3 protein-coding genes are annotated in these 2307 nt (G+C 58.1%); all 3 read right to left on the bottom strand.

The features are described 5' to 3' along the window. Window positions 1-401: 401 nt before the first annotated feature. Entirely contained in the window at window positions 402-842 is a 441-nt protein-coding gene (locus tag BQ17_RS15390; protein WP_089728538.1) for a hypothetical protein, read from the bottom strand. A gap of 10 nt (window positions 843-852) precedes the next feature. Continuing rightward, on the bottom strand, window positions 853-1788 hold the full coding sequence (locus BQ17_RS15385) for a peptidylprolyl isomerase (RefSeq protein WP_089728536.1): 936 nt from the start codon (window positions 1786-1788) through the stop codon (window positions 853-855). Between the two features lie 90 nt (window positions 1789-1878). Further along, on the bottom strand, window positions 1879-2307 hold a 429-nt coding region (locus BQ17_RS15380), incomplete at its 5' end, for a hypothetical protein (RefSeq protein ID WP_439645674.1).

Raw genomic sequence — 2307 nt, 5'->3', positions numbered from 1 at the left:
GTGTTGGTCAGGTTGATCAAGGTCATCCAGCCGTTGCGGGTGGTGTAGTAGGGAGCAATGGCCACCTCCCCGATACCATCCTTCGCCAGATTGACCGCACCGGCATCGAAGGCGGAAACCGCCATGCCTAAGGACGCCGCAACGGCCAGGCTCAAGGGCGTTTTACGAAATGTCTTCATCAGTCAAGTCTCCTAACTTCTCAGTTTCAGATTAGCGAACAAAAGGTAACCGTCCGGTCCCCACTTCGTCATTCCGGCGGGGACTGCCGGAATCCAATGCTATGGACGACAACAACAGAGGGGGTTTGAACGATTACACAAAAGAGTCACCCGGATGTCCGCGGGCAAACCATGATGTAGGGGCTACCCATGCAAGCATCATTCCGCTAGCGGCGGCCTCTTTCACAACCCACCGCTGGATTTGGGCACCAGATACCATTGGCCATCGAGCTTGGCCCAATACTCTTTGCCTTCGCCGCTCAGCTGTTGGAGCTCACCCGCTATCTCGGTGGTGAAATAGATGTTGACGAGTACCTTGGCTGCCGATTCGGTCTCATCGGTGAAATCGATGCGGGCGACCTCTACCCGATCACGCCGGAGTTGTTCGCCGTAACCGCGGTAAAAGTGCTGCTGCGTAAACACCGCGCGGTAGGTCGGTGAGACGTAATTCTCATAAGCGGCATCATAGTCGCGTCGCAGTAATGCCTGCCAACGTTCTTGCACCCGTTGCCCTAGAGCGGTCTCCGCATCCACCGCGGACCCGGGTCCTTCCCCACATGCAACCAGGGTAAGCGCCACAAGCCACACACAGGCATTGGCGATTTTCAAACCATACAGAGACATCCATTTGACCTCAGGGTGACGGCTCGACTTGTTCGAGCAGGGCCCGCATCTCATCCAGGCGTAGCGAATCGAGGTTCGGATAGGCCTCGCTACGCAATCTGGACCGTTTCGATTTCACGTATTCCGCGCGCAAACGCGCCATCAATGCCTCGCGGAGCTCTTGGAACTCCGGTATTCGGCCAGGCTCGGTGTTCGCCCATTGAATCAGATGGGTTCCGTACTGCGTCTGCACCGGGGGGCTGACGTCTCCCTGGCGTGGCAATGCAAATAATGCCTCATGGAAGGGGGGCACGAATTCATCGCTATCCCTGGCGACCCAGCGATCGATCAGACCACCTTGGGCGGCGGATCCTTTATCCTCGGAGAATTGCTTTGCAAGCTCCGTGAAGGATGTCCCCTGGTCCAAGCGTGCCTGGAGATCCGCGATCGCAATCGGGGGTTCGCACCGGCAGCCCTCACCTCGCGGCACTATATCTCGGATCAGGATATGGGCCGCCTTGCGCCGTTCGGGGATAGCAAAGGCACTAGGATCGACGGCATAGCGCTCCCGCGCTAGGGCAAGAAAATCCGGCGCCTCGGCGTCCTCAGCGACTCCCTGGCGGTCCATCAGGGCCCGAACCAGTAGCCGTTCTCGAACTGAATTCAGGGCACGCCTGAATTCCGGGGTGGCATCCAAACCCATGGACTCGGCCCGTCGTGCCAGAGCCTTATTGGAGTGGAAATCGAGCACGAATTCCCGCAGGGTCTCGTCACTGGTCAACAGGCCCTGGCGAAATTCCGGGGACAGTTCCCGGCCTGCGAAAAAATCCGCATAGTCGGTGCGCGTCAAGGCCCGGCCACCACCACTGCTGAGGATAGAGCCACCAGCTACCTCTCCGGGCGCTTCCGCCGCCAAGACAGTCTGAAGCAGCGACACGCCAGCAAGTACAAGTATCGCTCGTCTCATCGGCAATCGTCTCTCCCAAAAAACGGTGGGGGCTCTGCCCCACCGCTATTGGTCAGCCGAACCCCTTAAGGCCAGCCTTCAACCCTCGGATCACGGGATCCACTTCGTCCAGGCACCAGTCTCACGCGTGTAGGCATGCGCAATGGTGCTCACATAGTTGATCTCCGGATTGCCGCGGTCACGATTCTTGATCATGAAGCCGATGGCCGGTAAGCCCTGAAATGCCACGGTTGTATTGGCAGCATCTTTCAGAGGCAAGCCGGTCTGTGCCTCGGCATCTCTGGTTAGATCCAGCTCCAGCCAACCCATCTTTTGAGCCAGCTTACTGACATCGACCGTTTTCGCCAGCTTGGATTCAAACACCTTACTATCCTCGCTGAACTTCAGGACGTTCGTCTCATAGCACAGCTTGTCCACTTCTGCCGTCTCGGCCGGCGAGTCAATGATGGTATCGCTGGCGCCTGGGCTGTTCTCTTCGCGATCGAAGAGGGTGAAGCTCACACTGCTGCACGCCATACC

The sequence above is a fragment of the Candidatus Thiosymbion oneisti genome, from assembly GCF_900092655.1.
Classification (GTDB): domain Bacteria; phylum Pseudomonadota; class Gammaproteobacteria; order Chromatiales; family Chromatiaceae; genus Thiosymbion; species Thiosymbion oneisti.
Note: the sequence above shows the minus strand (reverse complement) of the source record. Positions and strands in the feature narration are given on the sequence as shown.